13 protein-coding genes are annotated in these 13,235 nt (G+C 71.5%); 11 read left to right on the top strand and 2 right to left on the bottom strand.

The features are described from left to right. Positions 1-13: 13 nt before the first annotated feature. Together QOL88_RS06810 and QOL88_RS06805 are read right to left on the bottom strand one after the other, a co-directional pair. A complete protein-coding gene (locus tag QOL88_RS06810; RefSeq protein ID WP_031104474.1) occupies positions 14-1,681 on the bottom strand; it encodes an AbeC-like domain-containing protein in 1,668 nt (555 codons plus the stop codon). Between the two features lie 171 nt (positions 1,682-1,852). Next, the gene (locus tag QOL88_RS06805) at positions 1,853-4,051 is read right to left on the bottom strand and encodes an elongation factor G-like protein EF-G2 (RefSeq protein WP_097215563.1); all 2,199 of its coding nucleotides are present in this window, start codon (positions 4,049-4,051) and stop codon (positions 1,853-1,855) included. A gap of 218 nt (positions 4,052-4,269) precedes the next feature. On the opposite strand from QOL88_RS06805, the gene pgsA reads away from it, so the two are divergent. From pgsA to QOL88_RS06750, 11 genes are all read left to right on the top strand, one after another. After that, positions 4,270-5,034: a phosphatidylinositol phosphate synthase gene (gene pgsA, locus QOL88_RS06800; protein WP_257028041.1), complete on the top strand. Its 765-nt coding sequence runs from the start codon at positions 4,270-4,272 to the stop codon at positions 5,032-5,034. Continuing rightward, a complete protein-coding gene (locus QOL88_RS06795) occupies positions 5,031-5,939 on the top strand; it encodes a phosphatidylinositol mannoside acyltransferase (RefSeq protein ID WP_097215562.1) in 909 nt (302 codons plus the stop codon). Before pgsA ends, QOL88_RS06795 begins: the two co-directional genes overlap by 4 nt. After that, the gene (locus QOL88_RS06790; RefSeq protein ID WP_097215561.1) at positions 5,936-7,099 is read left to right on the top strand and encodes a glycosyltransferase family 4 protein; all 1,164 of its coding nucleotides are present in this window, start codon (positions 5,936-5,938) and stop codon (positions 7,097-7,099) included. Before QOL88_RS06795 ends, QOL88_RS06790 begins: the two co-directional genes overlap by 4 nt. A 229-nt stretch (positions 7,100-7,328) precedes the next feature. Continuing rightward, positions 7,329-7,469, top strand: a complete 141-nt coding sequence (locus QOL88_RS06785; protein ID WP_179878786.1) for a keywimysin-related RiPP — start codon at positions 7,329-7,331, stop codon at positions 7,467-7,469. A gap of 52 nt (positions 7,470-7,521) precedes the next feature. Beyond that, positions 7,522-9,357, top strand: a complete 1,836-nt coding sequence (locus QOL88_RS06780; protein ID WP_097215560.1) for a lasso peptide isopeptide bond-forming cyclase — start codon at positions 7,522-7,524, stop codon at positions 9,355-9,357. A 1-nt stretch (position 9,358) separates the two neighbouring features. Continuing rightward, on the top strand, positions 9,359-9,592 hold the full coding sequence (locus QOL88_RS06775) for a lasso peptide biosynthesis PqqD family chaperone (RefSeq protein WP_229828957.1): 234 nt from the start codon (positions 9,359-9,361) through the stop codon (positions 9,590-9,592). Further along, entirely contained in the window at positions 9,589-10,020 is a 432-nt protein-coding gene (locus QOL88_RS06770; protein WP_097215558.1) for a lasso peptide biosynthesis B2 protein, read from the top strand. Before QOL88_RS06775 ends, QOL88_RS06770 begins: the two co-directional genes overlap by 4 nt. Before the next feature lie 61 nt (positions 10,021-10,081). Then, positions 10,082-10,624, top strand: coding sequence for a LemA family protein (locus QOL88_RS06765; RefSeq protein WP_097215557.1), 543 nt, complete (start codon positions 10,082-10,084; stop codon positions 10,622-10,624). A 136-nt stretch (positions 10,625-10,760) separates the two neighbouring features. Next, positions 10,761-11,666: a pyridoxal 5'-phosphate synthase lyase subunit PdxS gene (gene pdxS / locus QOL88_RS06760; RefSeq protein ID WP_030843057.1), complete on the top strand. Its 906-nt coding sequence runs from the start codon at positions 10,761-10,763 to the stop codon at positions 11,664-11,666. A gap of 13 nt (positions 11,667-11,679) precedes the next feature. Continuing rightward, complete coding sequence (pdxT, locus tag QOL88_RS06755) at positions 11,680-12,288, top strand: pyridoxal 5'-phosphate synthase glutaminase subunit PdxT (RefSeq protein WP_097215556.1); 609 nt, start codon at positions 11,680-11,682, stop codon at positions 12,286-12,288. A gap of 48 nt (positions 12,289-12,336) precedes the next feature. Next, positions 12,337-13,089, top strand: coding sequence for a YebC/PmpR family DNA-binding transcriptional regulator (locus tag QOL88_RS06750; RefSeq protein ID WP_097215555.1), 753 nt, complete (start codon positions 12,337-12,339; stop codon positions 13,087-13,089). Positions 13,090-13,235: the final 146 nt, after the last annotated feature.

The raw sequence follows: 13,235 nt of genomic DNA, 5'->3' as shown, positions 1-13,235 counted from the left end.
AGCTCCTCGACCATCAGGCGTCGTACACATCCGCCTTCTTGGGCGAAGCCTCCTGCACAGCCCCACTCAGCGCCGCCGACCTGGAGCCGAACTTCTCCACGTCCACGCCGTTCTCCCGCAGCACCTTCAGCGCCGCCGTGTGCACCACGCGCAGCACCGGCGTGGCCGCCCGCAGCGCGTCGTCGGCCATGAACCGGTGCCGCCACGGCTGGTCGGCCCACGCGTGCCGCAGACCGAACGGCTCGGGCAGCGTCAGACTGCCGCCGAGCCAGTTCAGCAGCGGCGGGTACCAGGTCAGCGGGGCGCGCGCGGCCAGCCGTACCACCTCGTCGGCGTCGATCAGCGGGAGCTTCACGGTGCGGGTCTCCCAGAACCTCAGAGCCTTCTGCACCGCCTTCTCCTTGGCCGCCGGCTTCTCGTTGAACAGGGGGTTGACCGGCCCCAGCGCGTGCCCGGTGACCTCGATGCGCAGAGTGTCGTGCAGCACGGTCACCGTGATCAGCATCGTGATCACCAGGTGACCGTCCCACAACGTCCACTGCACGCCCAGGTAGTGCCGGTCGCCGCTGCCGAACTGCTGCTTGTTGCAGATGTCCTGGATGGCGTGCGTCCGGACCGTGTACGCGTCGACGTCCGTGCCGCTCGGCCGGGACACGTCCGTCGCCTTCTCACCGATCGGCGTGACGATCCAGTGCGTGATGGACGGCTTGGGGAAGCCGCCGGTGTTGATCGACGTGCGCTCCAGCATGCCGAGACCGCCCTGGATCGCCACGATGACGTCCCAGCTGCGGAAGGGGTGGAACTCCTTGCCCGGCTCGGCGGAGACCAGCTCCTCGGCCAGCTGCCAGCTGCCCCACCGCGTGCCCATGCCGAGTATGCCCTTGGGGCCGGCGTAGAAGACCGAGTTGGACCGCTGCTCGGCGGCGAGACGGGCCAGCTCCTTGCGGACCTGCTCGGCCGCGTCACCGGGGTTGCCGGGCACGGCCTCGGGGATCTTGGCGCCGACACCACCGCCCGACAGCAGACTCGACCAGCGCTCCCGCAGGTCACGGGCCGTCCGCTCGCAGATCTGCTTGGCCCAGAACCAGCCGACCACCGGCATGATCACCGCCGCGCGCCCGTACAGGGCCCAGAAGCCCGTGAACGGCATGCGGATCAGGAACAGCACGGCCAGCGCGCCCACCGCGACCAGCAGCGTCGTGGCGAGGGCGCCGGCCCGCTTGTCCTCGCGCTTGGCCATGGTCGTGCGCAGCGTGAACACCAGCAGCCACACGAGGAAGCCGGGCAGGAAGAGCACCCCGCAGATCACCGTGATCGCCGCGAGCCAGTTGTCGCGGTCGCGGCGGATGCGGTGGGCCGCCAGGCAGTGCTCCACGACGACCTGCGGTTCGATGCCGAAGGACTGGATGACCGGTTTGCGCCCGGCACCCAGCATCCGGTCGATCACCGCGCGGGAGAACGCCTCGCCGAACCTGGGGCGGAAGATCTTCGCCCAGGAGCGCGGGGGCGTCACCTTCGACTGGTGCCACTCGTTGTCGGCGGCCAGGATCTTGGTGACCTCGTCGTCCCGGTACGCCGCCGCGGCCAGCGCATAGGTCGCCGCCGTCTGGCCGCTCGCACCCGCCAGGGGCACCTGGGCTCCCGGGCTGAAGTCGAATCCGTCCGTCACTGCCGCCCCCATCGCTGCCGCATCCGCATCTGCGGCCTTCCCGACTTCCGCGCTCCGCACACCTGTTGATCAGGTCATCAGCGTATCCGTCCACACCGGTGAGCGGGGGCGGGCGGCCCGTCAAGCCGCCCGCCCCCGCGGAGGGGAGCTCCCACAAGGGCACTTGGTGGCGCCCGGCGCCAACTACGAGGCCTTGCGCTCCTCTTCACGCAACCGGTCCGCGACCTGCTGCGGCATCGGCTCGTGCCGCGCGTACCGGCGGCCGAACCCCGCCGTGCCGTGCGACATCGACCGCAGATCGATGGCGTACCGGCCGATCTCGATCTCCGGAACCTCGGCCCGGATCAGGGTGCGCCCGCCCGGGGTCTGCTCGGTGCCGAGCACCCGGCCGCGCCGCCCCGACAGGTCGCTCATCACGGCGCCCACGAAGTCGTCACCGACCAGCACCGACACCTCGGCCACCGGCTCCAGCAGATGGATCCTCGCGCCGGCCGCGGCCTCCCGCAGCGCGAGCGCGCCGGCCGTCTGGAAGGCGGCGTCGGAGGAGTCCACCGAGTGCGCCTTGCCGTCCAGGAGCGTCACCCGTACGTCGATGAGCGGGTACCCGGCCGCGACCCCCTTCGCCGCCTGGGCCCGTACGCCCTTCTCCACCGACGGGATGAACTGCCGGGGCACCGCCCCACCGACGACCTTGTCGACGAACTCGATGCCGGACCCGCCGGGCAGCGGTTCGACCTCGATCTCGCAGATCGCGAACTGCCCGTGCCCGCCGGACTGCTTGACGTGCCGACCGCGGCCGGCCGACTTGGTCGCGAACGTCTCGCGCAGGGACACCCGGTGGGGGACGACGTCGACCTGGACGCCGTACCGGCTGCGCAACCGTTCCAGGGCCACGTCGGCGTGCGCCTCGCCCAGACACCACAGGACCACCTGGTGGGTGTCCTGGTTCTGCTCCAGCCGCATCGTCGGGTCCTCGGCCACCAGCCGGGCCAGGCCCTGGGACAGCTTGTCCTCGTCCGGTTTGCTGTGCGCCTGGATGGCCAGCGGCAGCAGCGGGTCGGGCATCCGCCACGGCTCCATGAGCAGCGGGTCGTCCTTGGCGGACAGGGTGTCGCCGGTCTCGGCGCGGCCCAGCTTCGCCACGCACGCCAGGTCGCCCGCGATGACGTGCGACACCGGGCGCTGCTGCTTGCCGAACGGCGTGGACAGGGCGCCGATCCGCTCGTCGAGGTCGTGGTCCTCGTGTCCGCGATCGGCCAGCCCGTGCCCGGAGACGTGGACCGTCTGGTCGGCGCGCAGGGTGCCGGAGAACAGGCGGATCAGCGACAGCCGGCCCACGTAGGGGTCCGAGGAGGTCTTCACGACCTCCGCGACCAGCGGGGCGTCCGGGTCGCACGGCTTGAGCTGGCGCGGCTTGCCGTCGATGGTCGTGACCCGCACCGTCTCGTGCTCCAGCGGCGTCGGGAAGCCCCGTGTGATCAGCTCCAGCAGTTCCAGGGTGCCGAGCCCCTGCCGGGCGCCCTCACCCGCGGGGGCGGCGGCCAGGACGGGGAAGAAGACCCCGCGCGCGACGGCCCGTTCCAGGTCCTCGATGAGCGTCTTGACGTCGACGGGCTCCCCGCCGAGGTAGCGGTCCATGAGGGTCTCGTCCTCGCTCTCGGCGATGATCCCCTCGATGAGCCGGTTGCGGGCCTCCTCGATCAGCGGCAGCTGGTCCTCGCCCGGCTCGGACTCCTTGCGCTCACCGGTCGAGTAGTCGAACAGCTTCTGCGACAGCAGGCCGATCAGCCCGGTCACGGGCGCGTGCCCGTCGGGCGCCTGGGGGCCGCGCAGCGGCAGGTAGAGCGGCAGGACCGCGTCGGGGTCGTCCGCGCCGAAGGCCTCGGCGCAGCTGCGGGTCATCTCCTCGAAGTCGGCGCGCGCCGACTCCAGGTGCGTGACCACGATGGCCCGGGGCATGCCCACGGCCGCGCACTCCTCCCACACCGTGCGGGTCGAGCCGTCCACGCCGTCCGAGGCCGAGACGACGAAGAGGGCCGCGTCCGCCGCGCGCAGACCGGCCCTGAGTTCACCGACGAAGTCGGCGTATCCGGGGGTGTCGAGGAGATTGACCTTGATGCCGTCCCACTCGACGGGCACCAGGGAGAGCTGTACCGAACGCTGCTGCCGGTGCTCGATGTCGTCGTAGTCGGAGACGGTGCCGCCGTCCTCCACGCGGCCCGCCCGGTTCACCGCCCCCGCCGTGAGCGCGAGGGCTTCGACCAACGTGGTCTTTCCCGATCCGGAGTGGCCGACCAGCACCACATTCCGTACGGACTGAGGGTGGTCGGCCGCTCGTGCCCTGCCGGCGGCCCCAGGGTGTGTCTGTGCCTTGTCGCCCATGATCCTGCCTCCCGTGCACGGTGAGGTCACTGTGGGCGCGGACACGCGGAATCCGCGTGCGGTGCGGCTCCGGCGACGCCCGCGGTCATTCGACCTTCCCACTCCCGTCACGGTGCGTCCATACGAACGACGCGATCCCACGGCCCACCAGCGGCCGGAGGGTTCCCCCGAAAGGGGTCAGGGTGCCCGCGCCTCGCCCACGCGCGCGCGTGACTACGATGGGCCAGCCGGTGGCCAGCAGGGGCCAGACGGCGACACCGACCCTCGGGAAGGCCATGCTGAACAAGTACGCGCGTGCATTCTTCACGCGTGTCCTCACACCGTTCGCCGCGTTTCTCATCCGCCGGGGCGTCAGCCCCGACACGGTCACCCTCATCGGCACCGCCGGTGTGGTAGCGGGCGCGCTGGTCTTCTACCCCATGGGCGAGTTCTTCTGGGGCACGGTCGTGATCACGCTGTTCGTGTTCTCCGACCTGGTCGACGGCAACATGGCCCGTCAGCTCGGCCGCTCCAGCCGCTGGGGCGCCTTCCTGGACTCCACGCTCGACCGGGTCGCCGACGGCGCGATCTTCGGTGGCTTCATCCTCTGGTACGCCGGCGGGGGCGACGACCTCGTCCTGTGCGCCGTCTCGATCTTCTGCCTGGCCAGCGGCCAGGTGGTGTCGTACACCAAGGCCCGGGGCGAGTCCATCGGCCTGCCGGTCGCGGTCAACGGGCTCGTCGAGCGGGCCGAGCGTCTGGTGATCTCCCTGGTCGCGGCCGGGCTCGCGGGCCTGCACACGTTCGGTGTGCCCGGCATCCAGTACCTGCTGCCCGTCGCCCTGTGGATCGTCGCCGTGGGCAGCCTCGTCACGCTCATCCAGCGGGTCGTCACGGTCCGCCGGGAGTCCGCGGAGGCCGAGGCCGCGGCGGCCACGCCGGACGGGCAGGAAAATGAGGACGAGCAGCGGAACGCCTCTCACGGGAGCGAGGCGGCCACGTGAGCGCACAGGACCGGCTGACGGACGCGCTGTACGGCCTCGGCTGGGGCACGGTCAAGAAGCTCCCCGAGCCGGTCGCCGCACGGCTCGGCCGGACCATCGCAGACCTGGCCTGGAAGCAGCGCGGCAAGGGCGTCCAGCGCCTGGAGAGCAACTACGCGCGCGTGGTGCCCGGCGCGAGCCCCGAGCGCCTCGCCGAGCTGTCCCGCGCGGGCATGCGCTCCTACCTGCGCTACTGGATGGAGTCCTTCCGCCTCCCGGCCTGGAGCGAGGACCGGATCAAGGGCGGCTTCGAGGGCAAGGACCTGCACCACCTCACCGAGGGCCTGGCCGCCGGCAAGGGCGTCGTCCTCGCCCTGCCGCACCTCGCCAACTGGGATCTCGCCGGCGCCTGGGTCACCACGAAGCTCGGCATCCCCTTCACCACGGTCGCCGAGCGCCTGAAGCCCGAGACGCTCTACGACCGGTTCGTCGCCTATCGCGAGGGCCTCGGCATGGAGGTCCTGCCGCACAGCGGCGGCACCGCCTTCGGCACCCTGGCCCGGCGGCTGCGCGAGGGCGGCCTGGTCTGCCTGGTCGCCGACCGCGACCTGTCCGCCTCGGGCGTCGAGGTGGACTTCTTCGGCGACACGGCCCGGATGCCGGCCGGACCGGCCCTGCTCGCCCAGCAGACCGGCGCCCTGCTGCTGCCGGTGACCCTCTGGTACGACGACTCGCCCGTGATGCGGGGCCGCGTCCACCCGGCCGTCGAGGTCCCCGAATCGGGCACGCGCGCCGAGAAGACCTCCGTCATGACGCAGGCGCTGGCCGACGCCTTCGCCACCGGGATCGCCGACCATCCGGAGGACTGGCACATGCTGCAGCGCCTGTGGCTCGCCGACCTCGATCCAGCGAAGGGATCCACGTGAGGATCGGCATCGTCTGCCCGTACTCCTGGGACGTACCGGGTGGCGTCCAGTTCCACATCCGTGACCTCGCCGAGTACTTCCTCCGCCTCGGCCACGAGGTGTCCGTGCTGGCCCCGGCCGACGACGACACCCCGCTGCCGCCGTACGTCGTCTCGGCCGGGCGCGCGGTGCCGGTGCCCTACAACGGGTCGGTGGCCCGGCTGAACTTCGGCTTCCTGAGCGCCGCCCGGGTGCGCCGCTGGCTGCACGACGGCGCGTTCGACGTGATCCACATCCACGAGCCGACCTCCCCGTCGCTGGGCCTGCTGACCTGCTGGGCCGCCCAGGGGCCGATCGTGGCGACGTTCCACACCTCCAACCCGCGCTCCCGCGCGATGATCGCCGCGTACTCGATCCTCCAGGCCGCCCTGGAGAAGATCAGCGCCCGGATCGCGGTGAGCGAGTACGCCCGCCGCACGCTGGTGGAGCACCTCGGCGGCGACGCGGTCGTGATCCCCAACGGCGTCGACGTCGACTTCTTCGCCGAGGCCGAGCCGAAGGCCGAGTGGCAGGGCGACACGATCGGCTTCATAGGGCGTATCGACGAGCCCCGCAAGGGACTCCCGGTGCTGATGAAGGCCCTGCCGAAGATCCTCGCCGCGCGTCCGCAGACCCGGCTGCTGGTGGCCGGGCGCGGCGACGAGAAGGAGGCCGTCGAGTCCCTGCCGGCCGAGCTGCGCGCCCGCGTCGAGTTCCTGGGCATGGTCAGCGACGAGGACAAGGCCCGCTTCCTGCGCAGCGTCGACCTGTACGTGGCGCCCAACACCGGCGGCGAGAGCTTCGGCATCATCCTCGTCGAGGCCATGTCCGCGGGAGCCCCCGTCCTCGCCTCCGATCTGGACGCCTTCGCCCAGGTCCTGGACCGGGGAGCGGCCGGCCAACTGTTCCCCAACGAGGACGCCGACGCCCTCGCCGACGCGGCCGTACGGCTCCTGGCGGACCCGGAGCGGCTGGCGGAGCTGCGCGAGCGGGGCAGCGCCCATGTGCGGCGCTTCGACTGGTCGACCGTCGGCGCCGACATCCTGTCCGTCTACGAGACCGTGACGGCCGGAGCGGCGGCGGTGGCCGAGGACGAGCGGACGACCGGGCTGTGGGGGCGGCTGGGGTTCGCCCGCGACTGACGGGCGGGCGCCGGGTCCTTTTCAAGCCATGCCGAAACGGCGGGTCGGGCGTGCGTGTGTCATGTGCCGAATGATCGATTGCGCAGATCACCCGTGATCTTTCCGTGTCGCTCGAGTGTGCGAAGTGGCTGCCGGGACTTGAGTGAAAACCGATGGATCATGAATCAATATCGAATGTACGGTGCAATGGGTAGCTGACCGGCTGCCCCTTGTAACGGGAGGAGATGTTGTGGACGAGCAGACCGAGCTCACGACCGCCGAGCCGTACGCCCCGCCGACGCTGACCGAGGTCGGAGAGTTCAACGAGGACACCCTGGGCTTCATCGGCTGGGGCAACGACATCTTCGGTCACTACTCGGGCGGCTTCTGACAGTCGTCTCGCCGGCTCTCGCCGGCACGAGCACGCTCGGAGAGATGAGCAGATGAGCAGCACCGGGTTCGTGGTCCTGCCGGACACGGCAGCGGCGGCCGCCGTTCGCGCGGCCGTGCCGTGGGCGTCGCCGCAGGAGTACGCGCACGCCTCGGGGCGGCCGTGGCTGGTGGGGCGTTGGTCCACCGGCGAGATCACGGTGGTCACCGCGGGCCCGGTGCGGGTGGCGGTGGTCGGGGTCTGCCCCGTCCCCGCCGCCCGGCTCTGCGAACTGGCCGCCCGGATACGGACGGTGTCCGACGCGGACGCGCTCGCCACGTCCCTCCCCGGCTCCTGCCACCTGGTCGTCTCGGCCCACGGGGAGGTTCGCTTCCAGGGCAGCGTGACCGGACTGCGCCGGGTGTTCCGCACCCGGACGAACGAGGTCGAGGTGGCAGCGGACCGGGCCGATGTCCTCGCCGCGATGACCGGTGCCGGGATCGACGAGCAGGCGCTGGCCCTGCGCGTGGCCACCGGTGGGTTCCTGCCGCCTCCGCTGGGCGACCGGCCCCTCTGGGCCGGCATATCCGCCCTCGCCCCGGACCACTGCCTGGTGTGGGAACACGAGCGGATCCGTGAGACACGCTGGTGGCGGCCACCAGCCCCCGAACTGACCCTGACGGCAGGCGCCGAGGCGGTGCGGCAGGCTCTCACCTCGGCCTTCGACGACCGCGCGCCCGAGCGGGGCCGGCTGAGCACGGACCTGTCCGGCGGCATGGACTCCACCTCGCTGTGCTTCCTCGCCGCCCGGCGCACGCCCGACCTGCTGACGTTCCGCTGGGGCGAGGCCGAGGCGGGCAACGACGACGCCGCCTTCGCCACCCACGCCATCGGTGCCCTCGACCGGGCCGAGCACCTCGTGGTCCCTCCGGGCGACCTCCCCTCCCTGTTCACCGACTGCGACGAGCCGGTGGACACCGAGGGGCCCTACCCGTTCGCCCGCACCCTGGCCCGCACCCGGCACACGGCCCGCCTGCTGGCCGGCACCGGATCGCGCAGACACCTCGCCGGACACGGCGGCGACGAACTGTTCACCCCGTTCCCCGGTTACCTCCACGGACTGCTCCGCCGCCGTCCGCTGACCGCCCTGCGGCACGTCCGCGGATACGCCGCGCTGAGCCGCTGGCCCGTCCTGCCGACCCTGGCCGCGCTGACCCGCCCCGGTGACGAAGCCGCCTGGTGGCGCAGCCAGGCCGACCGGCTCACCGACCCGCCCCCGCCCAAACGCCGACCCGCTCTCGGGTGGGGCCTGTGGACGCTGCGCGCACCCTCCTGGGCGACCGGCACCGCGATCGAGGCCGCCCGAGAGGCCCTGCGGGACACCGCGACCCGGGTGCGGCCGCTCTCCGGCGACCTGGCACAACACCAGTCGCTCCTCGCCGTGCGCACCGCCGCCCCCTGGTACCGGCAACTGGCCCGCGTGTTCGCCGACGACGGCGTACAACTCGACTCGCCCTTCTTCGACGACCGCGTGGTGGAAGCGGTCCTGGCGGTCCGGGCCGACGAACACGCGGGCCCCTGGCGCTACAAGCCCCTGCTGGCCGACGCGATGCGCGGCATCGTCCCGCAGCCCGTGCTGGGCCGTTCCACCAAGGGCGAGTTCAGCGACGAGGCCAACAGCGGGCTGCGCCGCAACCTGCCCGCGATCCTGGAGATGCTCGACGACTCGGCCCTGGCCGCCCGAGGCCTGATCGACCCCGCGGAACTGCGCACCCGATTGCTCGCACCCCAGCCGGACAACTCCACGCGGATCGCCCTGGAACCCCTCATCGGCTGCGAGACCTGGCTGCGCGCCGCCACCCGCCCCACCCCTGCCTGGAGGTTCGACGCCCGTGCGCCTGCACCCTGACGTGAGCACCACCGACACCGACGACGGCACGGTCCTGCTCAACGAACGCACCGGACGGTACTGGCAGTTGAACAACACCGGCGCCCACGTGCTGCGCGAACTGCTCGACGGACACCAGCCCGCCGCCATCGCCACCGCACTCGCGAGCCGGTACGGGATCGACTCCCAGCAGGCCGAACGCGACGTGAGCGCCGTGATCGAGCGACTGCGAGGCTCGGAACTGGTGATCTCGTGAGCATGCCCGTCGCGCTGGCCGAACGGCGCCGTCTCCCTGTGCACCGCCGCGTCCTGCCCCTGCTGGCCGTGGGCGTCGCCCGGCTGCTGGCCAAGGTCAGACCCGCCCGGCTGCGCACCGTCCTGGAGTTCGCCCGCCGGGGCGCCGCACCCGCGACGGTCGCGCAGGCGCTCAGAGCCCGCGAGGAGGTCGTGTCCGTCAGTCTGCGCTGCGCCGGACAGGGCTGCCTGCAGCGCTCCATCGCCACCGCTCTGCTGTGCCGCATGCGCGGTGCCTGGCCCACCTGGTGCACCGGGGTGCGCACCCACCCCTTCGCCGCCCACGCCTGGGTCGAGGCGGAGCGGCAACTCGTCGGCGAGGGCCACCCCAAGGGGCACTTCAAGACACTGATCTCCATCCCGCCCCTGGCGGAGGACCGCAACCGCTGATCACGGGCGGGGCGGGGCGGGGCGAACGGCGGGGACCCTCGTGGCGCTAGCCTTGCCGCCCGTGACCACCACTCTCATCTGGATCGCCGTCGCCCTGGTCGCGATCGGGCTCTACCTGAGCTGGACCGCCGGCCGGCTCGACCGCCTCCACGCCCGGATCGACGCCGCCCGCGCGGCCCTGGACGCCCAGTTGCTGCGGCGCGCCTCGGTGGCGCAGGAGCTCGCGACGTCGGGGGTCCTCGACCCGGCCGCCTCGATCGTGCTGTACGAGGCCGCGCACGCCGCCCGGCAGGCCGAGGAGGAACAGCGGGAGGTGGCCGAGAGCGAACTGAGCCAGGCGCTGCGGGCCGTCTTCGGCGAGGCCCCGCAGGTGGAGGCGGTGCGGGAGGCGCCCGGGGGAGAGGAGGCGGCCCGGGAACTCACCGAGGCGGTCCGCAGGGTGCCGATGGCCCGGCGCTTCCACAACGACGCCGTACGCGCGGCCCGGGCCCTGCGCCGGCACCGCAAGGTGCGCTGGTTCCGCCTGGCCGGTCACGCGCCCTTCCCGATGGCCTTCGAAATGGACGACGAGCCTCCGGCGGCCCTGGTGGACCGGGCCTCCTGAGCCCCGTTCACCTGTCGTTTTCCGGCCGTCCGTCGCAAAAGGATCCACGGCGTTCTCATTGGCCCTTGCTGTGGCCTGGTTCTCTCACGTTTCCTCAGTGCTGCAGAAACCCTCTTTCCCATCAGCGAGGTCACCCGTGTCCATCTCCGAAAACCAGGCTCCCGAGACCGGCACCGCCCGAGTGAAGCGCGGCATGGCCGAGCAGCTCAAGGGCGGCGTGATCATGGACGTCGTCACGCCGGAGCAGGCCAAGATCGCCGAGGACGCGGGCGCCGTCGCCGTCATGGCCCTGGAGCGGGTCCCCGCCGACATCCGCAAGGACGGCGGCGTCGCCCGCATGTCCGACCCGGACATGATCGAGGGCATCATCGACGCCGTCTCGATCCCGGTCATGGCCAAGTCCCGCATCGGCCACTTCGTCGAGGCCCAGGTCCTGCAGTCCCTCGGCGTCGACTACATCGACGAGTCCGAGGTCCTCACCCCGGCCGACGAGGTCAACCACAGCGACAAGTTCGCCTTCACCACCCCCTTCGTCTGCGGCGCCACCAACCTGGGCGAGGCCCTGCGCCGCATCGCCGAGGGCGCGGCCATGATCCGCTCCAAGGGCGAGGCCGGCACCGGCAACGTCGTCGAGGCCGTCCGCCACCTGCGCCAGATCAAGAACGAGATCGCCCGCCTGCGCGGCTACGACAACAACGAGCTGTACGCCGCCGCCAAGGAGCTGCGCGCCCCGTACGAGCTGGTCAAGGAAGTCTCCGAACTCGGCAAGCTCCCCGTCGTGCTGTTCTCCGCCGGCGGCGTGGCCACCCCGGCCGACGCGGCCCTGATGCGCCAGCTCGGCGCCGAGGGCGTCTTCGTCGGCTCCGGCATCTTCAAGTCCGGCGACCCGGCCAAGCGCGCCGCCGCCATCGTGAAGGCCACCACCTTCTACGACGACCCGAAGATCATCGCCGACGCGTCCCGCAACCTCGGCGAGGCCATGGTCGGCATCAACTGCGACACCCTCCCCGAGGCCGAGCGCTACGCCAACCGCGGCTGGTAAGGCACAGGAACCCATGAGCGACACCCCCGTCATAGGCGTCCTGGCCCTCCAGGGCGACGTACGGGAGCACCTCGTCGCCCTGGCCGCGGCCGATGCCGTGGCCAGGCCGGTGCGGCGCCCCGACGAACTCGCCGAGGTCGACGGCCTCGTCATCCCCGGCGGCGAGTCCACCACCATCTCCAAGCTGGCCGTCCTGTTCGGCCTGATGGAGCCCCTCCGCGCGCGCGTGCGGGACGGCATGCCCGTCTACGGCACCTGCGCCGGCATGATCATGCTCGCCGACAAGATCCTCGACCCGCGATCGGGCCAGGAGACCCTCGGCGGCATCGACATGATCGTGCGCCGCAACGCCTTCGGCCGGCAGAACGAGTCCTTCGAAGCGGCCGTCGGCATCCAGGGCATCGAGGGCGACCCGGTGGAGGGCGTCTTCATCCGCGCCCCCTGGGTGGAGTCCGTCGGCGCCCGGGCCGAGGTGCTCGCCGAGCACGAGGGCCACATCGTCGCGGTCCGCCAGGGCACCGCGCTGGCCACGTCGTTCCACCCGGAACTGACCGGCGACCACCGCGTCCACGCCCTGTTCGTCGACATGGTGCGGGCGAACCGGACAGCCGGATCCTTGTAGGATTCCTGCGTTCGTTGCTGAGATGGGTTACGCGAAGGAGACAGGCAGATGTCCGGCCACTCTAAATGGGCTACGACGAAGCACAAGAAGGCCGTGATCGACGCCAAGCGCGGCAAGCTCTTCGCGAAGCTGATCAAGAACATCGAGGTGGCTGCCCGGATGGGCGGCGTCGACATCGAGGGCAACCCCACCCTCTACGACGCCATCCAGAAGGCGAAGAAGCAGTCGGTACCGAACAAGAACATCGACTCCGCGGTCAAGCGCGGCGGCGGCCTCGAGGCCGGCGGCGCCGACTACGAGACGATCATGTACGAGGGCTACGGTCCCAACGGTGTCGCGGTGCTCATCGAGTGCCTCACCGACAACCGCAACCGCGCCGCCTCCGAGGTCCGTGTCGCCATGACCCGCAACGGCGGCTCCATGGCCGACCCGGGTTCGGTGTCGTACCTGTTCAACCGCAAGGGCGTCGTGATCGTCCCCAAGGGCGAGCTGTCCGAGGACGACGTGCTGGCCGCCGTGCTCGACGCGGGCGCCGAAGAGGTCAACGACCTCGGCGAGAGCTTCGAGGTCCTCAGCGAGGCCACCGACCTGGTCGCGGTCCGCACCGCCCTTCAGGACGCCGGCATCGACTACGACTCCGCCGACGCCAACTTCGTCCCGACCATGCAGGTCGAGCTGGACGAGGAGGGCGCCAAGAAGATCTTCAAGCTGATCGACGCGCTGGAGGACAGCGACGACGTGCAGAACGTCTTCGCCAACTTCGACGTGAGTGACGAGGTCATGGAGAAGGTCGACGCGTAACGCGCCGCGCATGCCGCGATCTCGGCGGGCCGGGGGACACATGTCCTCCGGCCCGCTGTCGTTGTCGGTGGCAGCGGATAGCCTGGCGTAGCCAAAGATCACCGTCCACGGACCGCGACCCTCAATCGAGGAGCCACGACGGTGCT

Source organism: Streptomyces sp. Ag82_O1-12, assembly GCF_900182715.1.
GTDB classification, from domain to species: domain Bacteria; phylum Actinomycetota; class Actinomycetes; order Streptomycetales; family Streptomycetaceae; genus Streptomyces; species Streptomyces massasporeus.
Note: the sequence above shows the minus strand (reverse complement) of the source record. Positions and strands in the feature narration are given on the sequence as shown.